This is a genomic window from Mucilaginibacter sediminis, from assembly GCF_051903035.1.
GTDB lineage: Bacteria > Bacteroidota > Bacteroidia > Sphingobacteriales > Sphingobacteriaceae > Mucilaginibacter.
Window position 1 is genome coordinate 6,016,712 of the sequence record NZ_CP170602.1, and the last position, 15,000, is coordinate 6,031,711.

The window sequence follows — 15,000 nt, forward strand, 5'->3', positions numbered from 1 at the left end:
ATAGCTATCACCTTGCAGTAGGGGCCTATATATAAACCCCGTAACTCATTTTTAACCTATCCATTACTACATGGGTATAAAAACGCTGCACATCGGGGCTATCCATAAAATATTTTTTGCTGAATTGTTCGTAGTGTTTCATATCCCTGGTGTTAATAATAAGCACCAGGTCATAGGTTCCGGTTACGTAGTAGCACTGCGATACCTCGGGGCAATTTTTAATTTCGGCCTTAAATCTTTCGATGGTGCGCGAGCCATCTTCCTGCATGCAGATATCTATTATGCAGGTTAGCCCAACATCAGCCGCCGCGGGCGAAATGATAGCTACATCGGCCTCAATGATTTTTTCATCACGCAGTTTAGCCAGTCGCCTTTGTACAGCCGATGCGCTAAGGTCTACCATTTGGGCCAGGGCCTGGGCGGTAAGGCGGTTGTCTTTTTGTAATAAACGCAGAAGCTTTTTATCGTAGTCGTCAAGCGTGTACATAATTTACCCGTTTTAAGGGCTAAATTAAATAAAACATGCGCAATGCCGGCCAATAAGCGATTTTTATGCAAGGGCTTGTTGGTAGTTTTGAATTATCATCCACAGTAAACAAACAGGTAAATATTTATGAAACTATTAGCCAACAGCATATTCACTGCGGCCGAAATTGAGCAGTTCAGAAACGATACCATCGGCTGTACTTATGTTAATCATTTAAACAACGCGGGCGCAGCCTTGATGCCCAATGTAGTTACCGACGCCATTACCGGCCATATCAAGATGGAAGCCGAGATGGGCGGATATGAGGCCGCTGCCGCAAAGGCCGATGCCATTGCCGAATTTTATGTGCTGGCCGCCCGGCTTATTAATTGCAAACCCGGTAACATTGCCTTTACAGCAAGCGCTACCGACTCTTACATCAGGGCTTTATCTGCCATTCCATTTGTAGCGGGAGATATTATTTTAACCGATTGCGACGACTATATCTCAAACCAGCTCCATTTTCTATCTCTCAAAAAGCGGTTTGGGGTAGATATTGTCCACATAAAAAACGCTGCCGTAGGCGGTGTCGACCTTGCCGACCTGGAAGCTAAATTATATGAGCTTAAGCCCAGGTTGTTGGCTATAACCCATATCCCCACCAATTCGGGCCTGGTGCAGCCTGTTAACCAGATTGCAGCCATCTACGCCAAATACTGCCAGGAAAATGGTGATAAAACATGGTATATCTTAGATGCCTGCCAATCGGTGGGGCAGATGAAGCTGGATGTTGAACAGCTGCAATGCGATTTTTTATCGGCAACTAATCGCAAATTTTTACGTGGGCCGCGCGGCTCGGGCTTTTTGTATATCTCCGATAAAGCGTTGCAGGCAAAACTCGAGCCTTTGTTTATTGATATGCGCGGTGCGCGGTGGACAGAAAAAGACCAATACGTGCAACAGCCCGATGCCAAACGTTTTGAAGACTGGGAGTTTGCCTATGCTACAGTAGTTGGCGGCGCCGAAGCTATCAGGTACTGTCTGGCCATTGGCGAAGACCGGATCTGGCAGCAGGTTAAACAGCTATCTGCCTATTTGCGCAGCCGTTTAGCATCAAAACCAAATGTCAGGGTGTTGGATCAGGGGCCCGAATTGAGTTCGTCTGTTACCTTCACGGTTGCAAACTCATCGGCTGAGTACCTTGTGAAACAGTTTTTACAGCACAATATCAATGTGGTATCATCCTATCGTGAATTTGCAGTTATCGATTTTGACCAAAAACAGGTAGAGTGGGCTATCAGGGTATCGCCGCATTATTATAATTCCATTGATGAACTTGACGCGTTGGTTGATTGCCTGGCCGGTTTTTAATTTAGAGAGGCGTTTAACCCTCCAGTTTGCCCAACACCTCTTTGGCATATGAACTACCGATTGGAATACTTTGGCGGCCAATTTCAATATGGCTGCCGGTGTAGGCATTAATATGATTGATGGAAATTATGTAAGAACGATGTACGCGGATGAAATAATTGGCAGAAAGTTTTTCTTCCAGGTAGCCAAGGGTTTGGTAGGTGATAACGGGTTTATCTGTAGTATGTATTTTTACATAATCTTTCAGGCCTTCAATGTACAGTATATCTTTGAGTAGCAGCCGCACCATTTTTTTATCGGCCTTTACATAAATAAAAGCATGCTGATCGGGCTTTGATGACTGAAGGGGTGCGGGTAGGCTTATAACTTCGGGCGCTTTAGCGTTGATGAATTTATCAACGGCTTTTAAAAAGCGCTCAAATGATACGGGTTTCAACAGGTAATCAATCACATTAAGTTCGTAACCTTCCAGCGCAAACTCGCGGTAAGCTGTTGTCATGATAACCGGCGGCGGATTTTTTAGGGTGCGCAATAACTCTATCCCGGTTAATTGAGGCATCTGGATATCTAAAAACACCAGGTCGACGTTGTTTGCTTTAAGTGCATTGTAAACCTCCATGCCGTTGGCACAAATAGCAACCGGGTTTAAGTTTTGGAGCTTGCTTACATGGTTTTGCATAATTTCGCGGGCAAGCTCCTCGTCGTCGGCTATGATGCAGTTTATAGGTTTCATAGGTCAAGTTTCAGGTCGGCCTCAAAAATGCCATTGTTTTGGTTCAGTACAAGTTCATAATGGTCCGGGTAAGTTAGTTCCAGCCGCCGTTTAACATTTTTAAGCCCAAGGCCATAATTAGCTGGTTTGGGTAATGGTTGATAACTGTTTTCTACCTTTAAAAACAACCTGTTCCCAATAACTTTAATGTTAATGGTTATCCACCCATCGCTTTCGGCAAGGCTGTGTTTAAATGCATTTTCAACAAAAGGCAATAACAAAAGCGGAGCTATCATTTTGCCGGCAATATCGCCGGAGTATTGGAACGATAATTCAAGTCTGTCAGCAAAGCGCATTTGCTCAATGCCAATATAGTTTTCCAGGTGTTTAATCTCGTCCTGTAGCAATACCTTGTTTTCGCTTGCTTCATATAACATATAATGCATCAGATCCGACAGGCGAAGTACCACTTTTGATGCCTGTTCGCTGCCCTTTAGTGTGAGCGCATAAAGGGTATTTAGCGTATTGAAAAAAAAGTGCGGGTTTATTTGTGCTTTTAATAAGCCCATTTCGGCATTAAATTTTTCCTTCTCCATTTCTCGCATGTTTTTTTCCTGCTGATATGCATTACGCATAAGTTTAATAAGCATGGCAATAAATAGGACAGGAGCATTGCCCGCCGCATTTTTGAAGATGCGTACCGGAATCCAGAAGTCTGTTTTTTCCATTTTAAACATAGCCGGGTCATGAATTTTATCCCAGGGTACCCAAATGGCATAAGCAAAAAAGCGCGGCAGCAAACCACCAATTAATATTAGTACCAGCATCCCTATTGCGTACTGCATATACTTTTGAGGATAATAAAATAGGGGCATCAGCACATACAAGTTTAAATAAGTAACCAGCATGCATATGGGAACGCTTGTTGACAACTGCGGATCGAGCTTAAAAGCAAATACATCCTTATCTTCCCAACCGTTGTTTACACATTGGTACAGGATATAGGCCAGCCAAAACAGCAGGTGCCGTGTTATAGCCTGGTATGGTATCTGCCTGTTTTTTTGCATGTTGTAAAATTGAACATTCTAAGCTATTTGTGCCTGGTTTTTCGACAAATCTCCTTTTTTAAGCCGTTAATTATACGTTTACCACCTTTAACGGGTTTAAGCCCGGCAAAGGCGTATCGGCGGCTCGTAAGCGGCAGTATGTCTAAAAGTACAAAATAGAAGCTTTTAGCTCCATTTATTTGGGGTATGAAAATTTTTACGGCTTTAAGATTTAGCAAGAGTTTATGTTTATTGGCGGCATTTATAACAACCGGGTTACACCCGTTATACGCACAGGAAGCGTTTGCCCCGCTGCCTGTAGCAAACCGCCCGCATTTGCAGGCCACACGTGTTACCGGGCCAATAAATATAGATGGTATCCCCGATGAGGCCGCATGGAATAACGCGCCGGCAGCCGCTCATTTTACTACGGCTTACCCACGGCAGGGAGATAAGGCTACCTACGATACCGAAGTAAGGTTGTTATATGACGACAAAAATATCTACATCAGTGCCCGCTGCGATTTTCCGCCGGGGAAGAAAAGCCTCCAGGTACAGGATTTGCGCCGTGATTTTAGCTACAGTAATAATGAGCTTTTTGAGATCCTGATTGATCCTTTTAAAGATCCGCGCATGCCGGTAATGACATTTTGTGTAACGCCCTACGGCACCCAAATGGATATTATGCACTATGCCGATTTTAGTTACGACTATAAATGGGATGCGGTATGGCAGGCGGCCAGTAAAATACAGGAACATTCATGGACAACCGAAGTGGCTATTCCGTTTACCTCATTGCGGTATCCAAAAAACTCAACAGAGTGGAGCATTAATTTTGCCCGTAACATCCGGTTTATTGGCGAAACCAATGGCTGGTCGCCCTGGCCGCAGGCTTTTAGCGAAACCCAGCTGGCTTACGGCGGTATCCTTACCAACATGGTACCCCCGGACGCCAACTTCAATTTGCGGGTTGAGCCTTATGCTTTGGTAAATGCCCGCCGTGCTGATAGCGACAAGCCGCATCACAAACCCGAGTTTGGCGGCGAAATTAAGTATGCTATTAACTCCAACACCCTGCTTGAAGGTACCATCAATACCGATTTTGCCCAGGCCGATGTGGATAAGCAGGTAGTTAACCTGAGCAGGTCGAGCGTTTTCTTTCCCGAAAAACGGCAGTTCTTTTTAGAAAATTCAAGCCTGTTTTCTGTAGGTCAAAACGGCATTATTCAGCCGTTTTTTAGCAGGAGGATAGGGTTGAGCGACAATGGCTCGCCTTTAACCATCAATGGCGGCTTAAGGTTTATCCACCAGGATAACAAACAGTCTGCCGGAATACTGGTCATGAAACAAAATGGAGATACTACGGAAAACGGGGCGTTGTTTGGCGTTTTTAGGTACAAAAGAAGCGTTAGCCAACGCTTGCAACTGGGCGCCATGGAGGTATTGAGGCAAAATTTTGCCGGCCTAAATCAGTCTGCTTCTGTTAACCCTGTCGAGGTGGTGGATGCTTTTTGGCAGGTAAGCCAGCCGTTATTTATAAGGGGGATGGCATCCTATTCGGGCAACTCGCTAAGCGGGCAAAAGGGGCCGGCCGCCTTTGCCGAATTTAACTACTCGGCTACTCATTTTTTTATCGATTGGTTTCAAACGGCTGTATCTAAAGGCTACCAGGCACAAACCGGCTTTACCGCCAGGGACAATTTTATCAATACACAACCCACGCTGTATATTTTTATGCATAAAAAATGGTTCCCCAAAAATGTACAATTTTTCAGCCCGCAGTTTACTGCCGATATTTACCATGAGGCATCAAGCGGCAAATTCCAGGAGGCCAGTGTGGTGGTGATGCCGCTGCAATTGTTTTTTACCAATCAATCGCACCTTGATTTTAGTATCACCAGTTCCTGGGAGAACCTGACAGATAATTTTCAACCGGTGCGGAATGTTGACATAGCTGCGGCCAATTATCACTTTAACCGGTACGAATTTTATGGCATTACCAATGCTGCAGCCCCCTTTAGTGCCGAAACCCGGCTGAGTACAGGCGGCTACTATAATGGCAGGCTTAATAGTTATTATTTATCGTTACGTGCTGCTCCCGTACCCCAGCTATCGCTGGTAATGAGCTATACCCGCAACGATTTTAAAAATGTGGGCATAAACCAGGTATCAACCACTACCCACCTGCTGGCACCCGAATTGCGGGTAGCTGCAAATCCCAAAATGTTGCTCTCGGCCTTCTACCAATACAATACCGATGCCCGTAACGGATCGTTAAATGCCCGCTTCTCCTGGGAGTACAGGCCGCTATCGTTCATTTACCTGGTGATAAACAGCGTTAATAATTACTATAAAACTCCATTCGGAATTCCGCAGCGACAGCAGGGAGGTATCATGAAGCTTACTTATATCAGGCAGATATGATCCAGGGTTTAACTTCCTGCTCGTTTTTGCTCGTCTGCCGATCCGGAATCAATTTTTACTTTATTGGTTTTACCTCTTCCAAAACGGTAACTGAAGCTTAGGCTAACGTAACGCGAATAAAAATTAAAATATGAGTAGTGGTAAAGGCCGGCGGTGCGGTCAATGGCATAATGATCTTCGCTTTGCAGCAGGTTATTTGCATTTAACGAAAGGGATCCTTTATTGTTAAATAATTGCTGTTTGATACCGGCGCTTAACGTGTAATAACTACCAAATTCAGAGTTGATAAACCTGCGTTTTGATTCGTATTCAAAATCGCACCCGGCAGATAGCTTATCATTGATATGGAAACTGTTGTTGGTTATAAAATCGATAGAGGTAAGCCCGCCGTTATTTAAGCTGTAGCTGCCCGCCGAACCACTAAAAGCATTGTTATAAACCGATAGCGTGTTATCAACTGACCACCACGCTGTTATTTTTTTGGTATAAGCAAAATCAATATCCCAGGAATGTGCACCCTGAACGTTGATGGGCCTGCGGGTGATGGTGGTTTCATTGCTATCAACAAACGGCAGTGTACGGATGTAGTCCTTATCTATATCGTAGTTCACCGTAACAAAAAAGGCGCTATGGTATGCCCAGCTTAATTCGCTATGCCAGGATAGTTGTGGTTTAAGGTTTGGATTGCCCTGGAAATAAAGTGTTGCCGTTTGCGGCCGCCTGAAAGGTACCAGTTCATGGTAGTCGGCACGTTCAATGCGCCTGCCAAACCGCAGGGTTAGGGTGTTTTGTTCGCTCAGTTTTTTGCTCATGAAAACGGTTGGAAATAACTGCAAATAATTTTGATTAACCGACTCACCGCTAAGCGTCTGTTTACCTTTAGTTACCGTTTGCTCGGCACGCAACCCGGCCTGCGCTGTTAAGCCGGCGTAGGTTTTGTTAAGGTTAATGTAAGCAGTGTTAATGTTTTCTGAGTTTATGGAGTAATCGCTTTGCGAAAGATCAATGGTGTTTTGACCGCCGGTCTGGTTATAAAAAGTGTTATCGTTAGTGGCTTTTACATAGCTGAATTTTAGCCCCGTTTCAAACCTGCCTTTGTTTTTTAAAGGTAGTATATAATCGGTTTTTGCCGCGTAAATATCCAGTTTGCGGTCCTGTAATAGCAGGTAGTTGCTCTGGTTAATAAAGTTGTTCATTGCGTCGCTGAGTATGCTTACGTTGGTTTGCACCGGCGAATTGTGGTATGATGAACGATCGGCATCAATACTCCATACTTGCCCTGCCGTATCCAGCTGATGAGTTAGCTGAATGGCCGCGGTGTAGTTATCCGGATGATCCTTCACCCGGCTCGCAAAATCAGTGTGACTTGTTTTAACCAGGGCACTATCACTGATATACATTTTTGAAATGAGCAGGTTATTTGATAAGCCGAAGCCGGCCGTACCTGATGCGGTAAGCGTAGTTTTTTTGGAGAGATAAATATCTATACCTAATGTTGGCCTGTAATTACGGGTGTTATTTATTCCGTTGTTAACAGACTGTTGTTGGGTAAGTAACCTGTTTGCTGCATTTGAAATGTCTGTTGTAACATACCTGCGGTCGAAGCTTTTATTGTTGCCATAAGTATTGTTCAAAAACAAGTTGATATATTGATTTTTATAGCTTAGTGATAAGCCTGCATTGTGTTTACCGTAGTAGCTTTGTATAAAACTTCCGTTTACACTGCCGTTCAGTCCGTCGGTATGGTTCTTCTTTTTAACAATGTTAATTATGCCAACTAAGCCCGCAGCATCATATTTGGATGATGGATTACTCATAACCTCTATTTTTTGAATGTTTGATGCAGGCATGCCGTTTAAAAGGTTTGCCAGGTCATCGGCCGATAAATAGGTGGTTTTTCCATCTATATTAACATTTACCCCGGATTTGCCATTCATGCTAATTTGCCCATCTGGCGTAACTTGTACGCCGGGTAGTTTTTTCAGTAGTTCCATCACGGTCAACCCTTCGTTGGTTATGTTTTGAGCTATGTTAACCACTGTTTTATCCAGCGTTCGTTCAATTAACGGGGTTTCGGCTTTAACGGTTACTGTTTTTAATAATTGATTGGTGGTTTTTAGCTTTATGATACCCATATCAACTTCCATATGGTTTTGACTGATGGTAATGTTCAGGCTGTCTTTTTCAAATCCAAGCATCCCAATCTTTACTATGTAATTGCCCGGTGCAATATTGGGGATGATAAACCCGCCACGGCCATCGGTTAAAGTACTGCTATACAATACTGCAGTTGGGGTAGTTTTTAGCACAATAGTTGCATATGGCAGGGGTTTATCCTGGTCGTCAATAACAACCCCTTTAATTGTTCCGTTGTTAATATTTTGGGCACTGGCCCAACACGCGATGGTTGATAAAAGGCCAGTTAAAAAGTATTTACTGATAATCCGCATGCCCAATACTAAACAATAACATATCGCAGGAAGCTAAAGGGCGGCACACTTAGCTCGGGAGTAGATATACAGGCTATTTAACATGATAAACCTTGTACGGTTATGCTTTAAGTCGTTTTGGGGGGCGATATCGCCTGTCTGTCGACAAGGATAAATTAAGAAGCAGAAAAGTGTATACTTGTTTTTAATATGAGTTTTTCTGACAAGATAATTTCATTTAATAAAAACCATAAAATAGCCAGTCATGTACTATTCTGGTGTTTGTTGTTATTGGTGCAGCTTAGTTCCAGCAACTATTATAATTCCGACCAGGTACCCTTCCGCAATAACCTGATAGGCGACGGAACCAATTTGCTGGCCCAAATACCCGCTGCCTATTTCGTGGCCTATTTTGTGGTCCCCCGGTTTGTTTATAAACAAAAATACCTTTCTGCTTTTGCCGCTTTTTTAATAGGCAGTTATATTATTTGTGTATTGTCGAGGATTGAGGTTATTTACTTTGAAGAGCCTTTTTATGGCAGGCAGCATAAACCTGACGAAACATTTATAGAAATACTTACCGATATACCTAAACTGGTATATGTGTATTTCTTCCGCATTTTTTCGGTCGCTTTTATTTTCATGATCTTGAAATTGCTCAAAGATCAGCAGATGGTGCAAAAACGTACCCTTTCGTTAGAGAAAGAAAAGGCCGAAAGCGAACTAAAGTTGCTCAAAACACAGTTAAACCCGCACTTTTTATTCAATACCCTTAATAACATTTACTCACTTTCACTTAGTAATTCGCCGGTAACTTCTGCGTCGATAGCGCGACTGTCTGAAATATTGGATTATATCCTGTATCGGTGTAATAGTACGTTTGTGCCACTATCCGGCGAGATTGATTTACTCGACAACTATATTGGCCTTGAAAAACTGCGTTACGACAACCGGCTGAAGGTTAAGTTTAAAATAACGCAGCAGCACGATATCCAAATTGCACCGCTAATATTACTCACCATAGTCGAAAATGCATTTAAGCACGGCGCGGGTAATGATGCCGGTAATCCTGAGATAAATATTGAACTTTATGCTGATAATTCGCAGTTCAGGTTTACAGTGGTTAATTCCGTTTACACCAAAAAGAATATGAATAACAATGGAAACATTGGATTAAGCAATTTAAAACAACAACTGGACTTGTTGTATCACGGGAAGCATGACATCAAAACAATACATACGGATACCTTATTTACGGTCAAATTAAATATAAGCCTGCTTTGAAAATAAAATGCCTTATTGTTGATGATGAGCCATTGGCCACACAGCTTTTGCAAAAACATATAGCGCAGTTAGATTTTTTTGAAGTGACTGCTACCAGCAACAATGCCATAAAGGCCTTAGGTATATTAAACCAATACCCAATTGACCTGTTGTTTTTGGATATCAGGATGCCACAGCTTTCGGGACTTGAACTTTTGAAAATATTACGGCATCCGCCTAAAACTATTTTAACTACTGCTCATCGTGAATTTGCTTTAGATGGGTTTGAACTGGGGGTAATTGATTACCTGTTAAAGCCTATTACCTTCGATAGGTTTTTTAAGGCGATAGAACGCTATTTGGGAGGTACCGGCAGGGTAATTCCGGAAGTTATTTCGTCGTCTGAACCGCAATGTATTTACCTTAAATCTGCTCATAAATATTTTAAGGTAGATACGCGGGATATTTTATACGCCGAAAGTTTAAAGGATTATGTACATGTGCACACTCGTGAAAAGGTGATCACTTCAAAATACAAAATAAGTGAGCTGGAAAAAGAACTTGAGGGAAAAGGCTTTTTGCGGATTCACAGAAGTTTTATTGTTAACCTTCAACACATAACGGCCTTTACCGCTAACGACGTGGAAATAGGTAAAATAGAACTCCCCATTGGCGATACTTATAAGGCTTTGGTGCAACAGTTAAAGCGGTAACGTCTCAAAGCGTTTAAATTGCTTCTCAGGGAATCAAAAAATACAGGCCGCTTTAACAGGGTTCAAGGGGCAAAAGCGACAGTTTGGGGTGTTAATACAGACCTATACATAAATAGACGCTAAAAACTGTAAACGCATGTAAACAGGGTTAACATAACTTAACATAATTTTGATTTATTTTTACTTAAATCGTTTATAGTCAGTTTTTTAGTAAAAAAAATGATTGACATGTGTTAACCATGTTTTTCGCGTTTTCCAGATATGAAACTTAAGGTTGCTGCTGCAATACTATTTGTCAATTTATACTTGACATGACAGGATGAGGGTAGGCATTAAATATCAAACGCCGAAGCTGTACCTCAACTGACTACATCAACTCCTGTGTTTAATCAAACTTTTAACTAAAATCGGCGTTCTTTACTCCATTAATCCTGCTCCTCAAATAAATCAGTTTTTTCCAACTTCAATAATATGAAATGACCCAGGTACCTGCTTTGGGCGGGGTTTAGGATTTTCGGCCGTTACCACACCAGGTTCGGTTTTAGCTGCGGGCAGGTATAGTTTATGAGTAAGCAAGTCGATGCCGATGGTACGGGCGCTGGGTTCGGTCGGGATGTTTTCGACAAATTCAAATTTATCGGCGCTAAGCTCTTTTACCACGCTGATGGTTCCTTCGCCGTTTGAGGCATAGGCTAATTTTAGTTTAGGATCAAACACCAGCCCGTCGCAACCGCCTATCGGGAATTTGGCTAAGTTTTTACCATTGGCGGCGTCCATTACCACCATGGTGCTGTTACCACCGCAGCCAATAAACAGGCGATTGGTAGCACGATCGATATCTAAACCCGACGGTTCATCGCCGCCTTCAATTTTATAACGGGCTTCTGCTTTTAAGGTAGTGGCGTTAATAACAACCACCTCGTTAGTAGTTTCGGCATTTACAAATACTTTTCCTTTGCCGTCAGAAACGCCCGTTTCTGGCTTCGCGTCCAGCGGGATGGTAGCAATCACCTTATCGGTAGCCACATCAATCACCGAGGCATCTTTACTTCGGCCATTAAAAGTATATACCTTTTTTGCAAAAGGCTCATAAAATATAGCATCGGGATTGGTGCCAACGGCAATTTCGCCCAAAACTTTAAAGGTGGTTAAATCAAAAACAATCACTTTATTAACACGGCCGGCGCTGATGTAGCCTTTATTTAAAGCATGTACCAAAGCTATTCCATGTACCCCGGGTGTATTGGGGATATAACTTACAGAATCGCCGCTGGTTGATAATATATTTACCTGGTTGCCGTGCGACGTATAGATGAGTTTATTGGCCCCGTCAACCGTAATATAATCCCAACCACCCGTGCTTTTTATCGGGAAGCTTTTTAACATATGTAAGCCTGTTTTTTGCTGGGCCTGGGCATAAATTGGGTTAGCTAATATAAAAATAGCCATAAAGGCCAATCCAAGTATGAGTTTAGCGCTTTTCATGATTAATTGATTTGATGCAATCTACCGGATTGATTCTGTAGAAATGTTGGATACCGGAAAAGAAAATGTACCCGGAGGTTTTGGCTACACTTATCCCCGGGCTTAAAAACAAAAGAGCGACCTGTTTACACCAGTCGCTCTTTTACTTTAAATTTTATTTAAAAGATTACAGGCCAAAAGCGGCTTTCACTTTGTCAACATAATCCAGCTTTTCCCAGGTAAAAAGCTCTACTTCGCGCAGTAGCTGGCTACCATCATGGGCAATAAAAGTTTTTGTTACCGTTTCGTTGGGTTTACCAAAGTGGCCATAAGCTGCAGTTTCGCTATAAATAGGGTTGCGCAGTTTAAAGCGGGTTTCAATGGCATATGGGGTCATATTAAATACCTCTTCTACCTTTTTAGCAATTTCGCCATCGTGTAAAGCAACTTTTGCAGTGCCGTAAGTGTTTACGTAAATACCCATTGGCTGGGCAACGCCAATGGCGTATGATACCTGTACCAAAACCTCGCTGCAAACGCCGGCAGCTACCAGGTTTTTGGCTATATGGCGGGTTGCATACGCAGCAGAGCGATCGACCTTTGATGGATCTTTGCCAGAAAAAGCCCCGCCACCGTGTGCGCCTTTGCCACCATAGGTATCCACAATAATTTTACGGCCGGTTAAGCCGGTATCACCATGTGGGCCGCCTATAACAAATTTACCGGTCGGGTTAATATGGTATTTAATCTGATCGTTAAAAAAGTGAGCGTATTTTGGATACTTTGCTTTAACACGAGGGATAAGGATGCTGATAATATCCAAACTGATTTTGGCCAGCATAGCCGCCTCCTCGTCAAAATCATCATGTTGGGTTGATATTACAATGGCATCAATACGCTGTGGCTGGTTGTCATCACTATACTCCAGCGTAACCTGCGATTTTGCATCCGGACGAAGGTATTTGATCTCATTGTTTTCCCGGCGGATGGCAGCAAGCTCTATTAATAAAGCATGGGCAATATCTAATGCCAGTGGCATATAGTTCTCAGTTTCGTTGGTGGCATAGCCAAACATCATACCCTGGTCGCCGGCGCCTTGTTCTTCGGGCGCTTTGCGTTCAACACCCTGGTTAATATCCGGCGATTGCTCGTGAATTGCCGATAGTACACCGCATGAACTGCCATCAAACATGTATTCGCCTTTGGTGTAACCAATTTTATTAATTACCTCGCGGGCTATTTTCTGTACATCTAAATAGGCTTTTGATTTAACTTCGCCGGCTAAAATTACCTGCCCGGTAGTTACCAGTGTTTCGCAGGCTACTTTTGAGTTAGGGTCGAATGCTAAAAAATGATCAATCAACGCGTCTGAGATCTGATCAGCAACTTTATCCGGATGTCCTTCTGATACGGATTCAGAGGTAAATAAATATGGCATATAAACTTTTTATACAATTAATGTGAAACAGCCGAGCGGGGGATTTATGAGGGATCGTAGTAAAAAGAAGCATGGGTATTAGCACTTTTTTACGTGGTTGCAATCCTTTCCTTTCGATAAAGGGTGTTAAATCAGTCCACTTTCGGGTGGCAAAAATAAAACAAATTTTACAAAGCCGAAAATACATTTACTTTTGATACTTTAAATAATACAGATAATTGAAACGTAAAGCGTTGTTTATAATAAACCCCATAGCAGGGGGCAAAAAGAAGGATCGTGTGCCGGAGCTGATTGATCAACATCTTGACAAAAATGTATTTGATTACCATATAATATTTACCGATGGTGTTTCGCATGCACAACAAATAGCTGCGGAAGCTGCGGGTAAAGTTGATATTGTAGCTGCTGTGGGCGGGGATGGTACCGTTAACGAAATTTCGTCGGCCATAGTAGGCAGCACTACAGCGTTGGGTATTGTGCCATTTGGTTCGGGTAATGGCCTTGCGCGCTTTTTGGGCATCCCTATGGATACCGCGGCATCTATAAAAACGTTGGGTGGTTATAGGGTTGAAACCATCGATTCGGGTTTGATGAACGGCCAGCCTTTTTTTAATATGGCAGGCATGGGGTTTGATGCCCATATAGCCGAAGTATTTTCGCATGGCAAAAAGCGGGGTTTTTTAACCTACATCAAATCAACCATGCAGGAGATCATGAGTTACCGGCCTGAAAAGTATTGGATTGAAATTGATGGCAAAAAACATGAACGCGACGCTTTTATAATAAGTATAGCCAATTCATCGCAATGGGGCAATGATGTGCATATCGCTCCCGGGGCGTCGGTACAGGATGGTTTGCTGGATGTTTGCATTATCAGCAAATTTCCGGCTTGGCGCCTGCCCGAGATTGGCGCGCGATTAATGCTGAAAACAATTGAGGCGTCGACATATATTGAGATTATAAAGGGGAGGGACATTCATATTAAAAGAGTAGGCCCGGGCGCGATACATCTGGATGGCGAGCCACAGGTAATGCAGGCAGATTTACATATTAATATAGAACCAAAGTCATTAAAAGTTATTGTAGGGGCAGGCTATAAAGATTAATAATCATGGCAAAAAAGAATTTTACAGGGGTGGTTTATTCAACTGATCCCGATTTTGAATACCAGGAGAATGGCGGGCCCAACGCGCAAACGCTGCCTCCGCAACAACAAAACCTCAAAATATATCTCGACCGTAAAGGCGGCAGCAAACTGGTATCCAGGGTAAGCGGCTTTATTGGTACAGATGCCGATTTGGAGGCCATTGGCAAAAAATTAAAAACAAAATGCGGGGTAGGCGGTTCGGTAAAAGATGGCGAAGTACTGATACAAGGCGATTTCAGGGATAAAATACTGATACTCTTACAAACCGACGGATACAAAGTAAAAAAAGCAGGCGGATAGTTTATAAGTGCTTCATAGCCTATGCATTAAGCAGTATCATAGCGTATTTTATACACTAAAACATCATTATAAACCGGTGATTGCACCATAACAAATAAAGCACATAACATGTGTGTAACGAAATAGTAGCATAAATTTTATCACTATTGCTTGATAATATTAAAAAAAATGGTTTTCATTGCAAATAATTGTAGTGGCAACACACAATAATTTATCGGTATTACGTT

The 15,000-nt window shown here is 42.7% G+C and carries 12 protein-coding genes; 6 read left to right on the forward strand and 6 right to left on the reverse strand.

Features of this window, described 5'->3' with window-relative positions:
• Nucleotides 1-25: 25 nt before the first annotated feature.
• A complete protein-coding gene (locus ACFGVS_RS24890; protein WP_439696003.1) occupies nucleotides 26-487 on the reverse strand; it encodes an Lrp/AsnC family transcriptional regulator in 462 nt (153 codons plus the stop codon).
• Between the two features lie 126 nt (nucleotides 488-613).
• Between ACFGVS_RS24890 and ACFGVS_RS24895 the strand changes: the two genes are divergently transcribed.
• Nucleotides 614-1,837, forward strand: a complete 1,224-nt coding sequence (locus ACFGVS_RS24895) for an aminotransferase class V-fold PLP-dependent enzyme (RefSeq protein ID WP_439696004.1) — start codon at nucleotides 614-616, stop codon at nucleotides 1,835-1,837.
• A gap of 13 nt (nucleotides 1,838-1,850) precedes the next feature.
• Here ACFGVS_RS24895 and ACFGVS_RS24900 read toward each other — a convergent pair whose 3' ends face one another.
• Nucleotides 1,851-2,570: a LytR/AlgR family response regulator transcription factor gene (locus ACFGVS_RS24900; protein WP_090651775.1), complete on the reverse strand. Its 720-nt coding sequence runs from the start codon at nucleotides 2,568-2,570 to the stop codon at nucleotides 1,851-1,853.
• Entirely contained in the window at nucleotides 2,567-3,616 is a 1,050-nt protein-coding gene (locus tag ACFGVS_RS24905) for a sensor histidine kinase (protein ID WP_439696005.1), read from the reverse strand. The genes ACFGVS_RS24900 and ACFGVS_RS24905 overlap by 4 nt, the downstream gene beginning before the upstream one ends.
• 186 nt (nucleotides 3,617-3,802) lie before the next feature.
• On the opposite strand from ACFGVS_RS24905, the gene ACFGVS_RS24910 reads away from it, so the two are divergent.
• The gene (locus ACFGVS_RS24910; protein WP_439696006.1) at nucleotides 3,803-6,019 is read left to right on the forward strand and encodes a DUF5916 domain-containing protein; all 2,217 of its coding nucleotides are present in this window, start codon (nucleotides 3,803-3,805) and stop codon (nucleotides 6,017-6,019) included.
• 8 nt (nucleotides 6,020-6,027) lie between these two features.
• Here ACFGVS_RS24910 and ACFGVS_RS24915 read toward each other — a convergent pair whose 3' ends face one another.
• Complete coding sequence (locus tag ACFGVS_RS24915) at nucleotides 6,028-8,469, reverse strand: outer membrane beta-barrel protein (protein WP_439696007.1); 2,442 nt, start codon at nucleotides 8,467-8,469, stop codon at nucleotides 6,028-6,030.
• 189 nt (nucleotides 8,470-8,658) lie between these two features.
• Here ACFGVS_RS24915 and ACFGVS_RS24920 point away from each other — a divergent pair, with 189 nt between their 5' ends.
• Nucleotides 8,659-9,732 (forward strand): sensor histidine kinase, encoded by a 1,074-nt coding sequence (locus ACFGVS_RS24920; RefSeq protein WP_439696008.1) that lies wholly within the window; start codon nucleotides 8,659-8,661, stop codon nucleotides 9,730-9,732.
• The gene (locus ACFGVS_RS24925) at nucleotides 9,729-10,424 is read left to right on the forward strand and encodes a LytR/AlgR family response regulator transcription factor (RefSeq protein ID WP_439696009.1); all 696 of its coding nucleotides are present in this window, start codon (nucleotides 9,729-9,731) and stop codon (nucleotides 10,422-10,424) included. The genes ACFGVS_RS24920 and ACFGVS_RS24925 overlap by 4 nt, the downstream gene beginning before the upstream one ends.
• A gap of 447 nt (nucleotides 10,425-10,871) precedes the next feature.
• Here ACFGVS_RS24925 and ACFGVS_RS24930 read toward each other — a convergent pair whose 3' ends face one another.
• The gene (locus ACFGVS_RS24930; RefSeq protein WP_439696010.1) at nucleotides 10,872-11,909 is read right to left on the reverse strand and encodes a YncE family protein; all 1,038 of its coding nucleotides are present in this window, start codon (nucleotides 11,907-11,909) and stop codon (nucleotides 10,872-10,874) included.
• Between the two features lie 166 nt (nucleotides 11,910-12,075).
• On the reverse strand, nucleotides 12,076-13,326 hold the full coding sequence (gene metK, locus ACFGVS_RS24935) for a methionine adenosyltransferase (protein ID WP_274209791.1): 1,251 nt from the start codon (nucleotides 13,324-13,326) through the stop codon (nucleotides 12,076-12,078).
• Between the two features lie 218 nt (nucleotides 13,327-13,544).
• Here metK and ACFGVS_RS24940 point away from each other — a divergent pair, with 218 nt between their 5' ends.
• Nucleotides 13,545-14,432 carry a diacylglycerol/lipid kinase family protein gene (locus ACFGVS_RS24940; protein ID WP_090651781.1) on the forward strand — a complete coding sequence of 296 codons (888 nt, stop codon included), beginning with the start codon at nucleotides 13,545-13,547 and terminating at the stop codon, nucleotides 14,430-14,432.
• A 5-nt stretch (nucleotides 14,433-14,437) separates the two neighbouring features.
• A complete protein-coding gene (locus ACFGVS_RS24945) occupies nucleotides 14,438-14,773 on the forward strand; it encodes a translation initiation factor (RefSeq protein WP_090651782.1) in 336 nt (111 codons plus the stop codon).
• Nucleotides 14,774-15,000: the final 227 nt, after the last annotated feature.